This window comes from bacterium, assembly GCA_029210965.1.
In the GTDB taxonomy this organism is placed as follows: Bacteria; BMS3Abin14; BMS3Abin14; order BMS3Abin14; family BMS3Abin14; genus JALHUC01.
The window spans coordinates 1-501 of record JARGFZ010000157.1; the positions used below are offsets into that span (position 1 = coordinate 1).

The following is a 501-nucleotide window of genomic DNA, read 5'->3' on the forward strand; positions in this document are numbered from 1 at the left end:
ACGACGTTTCTGTGGGAGAAGGGACCGTAAGCTCTCCGAGCGTAGCAACCGATGAAAAGGGTAATGCTTCAGTCCAGTTCACGGCGGGCGGTAAGGCCGGGCTGGTGACTGTCCGAGGTACGGTGATAAGCCGCGAGCCGACGGCAGAGGAAATCTCGGCGGCTGAAGGCGCGGTGTTCCTGTTCGGTCTGGATGAGGACCCTGGCCGCCTGGATGTAGCCGAGTGGCTGGTTAAACCAGGCGACGAGGTGGTCGAGGGCCAGCCCCTGGTGACCCTTGAGGATCGGGCCGGGACCATCTACACTGTCGTCGCTCCCCGTGACGGTATCGTGTCCACCTTCATGGCCGAGGAACGGGACAGAGTAGTATACGGCGACACTTTAGGATATGTATTAGAGGTCGCCGAATAAGTCGCGGAGACCCGCCTTCGCTAACGCCCACCGACCAGCTTCGGCGTGGCAAGCACGGAGACCCGCCTTCGCTAACGCCCACCGACCAGCT

1 protein-coding gene is annotated in these 501 nt (G+C 61.7%); it reads left to right on the forward strand.

The genetic code is table 11. The features are described from left to right. Window positions 1-410, forward strand: a 410-nt coding sequence (locus tag P1S59_14760; protein ID MDF1527479.1) for a hypothetical protein, incomplete at its 5' end; no start/stop codon positions are given. Between the last annotated feature and the right edge of the window lie 91 nt (window positions 411-501).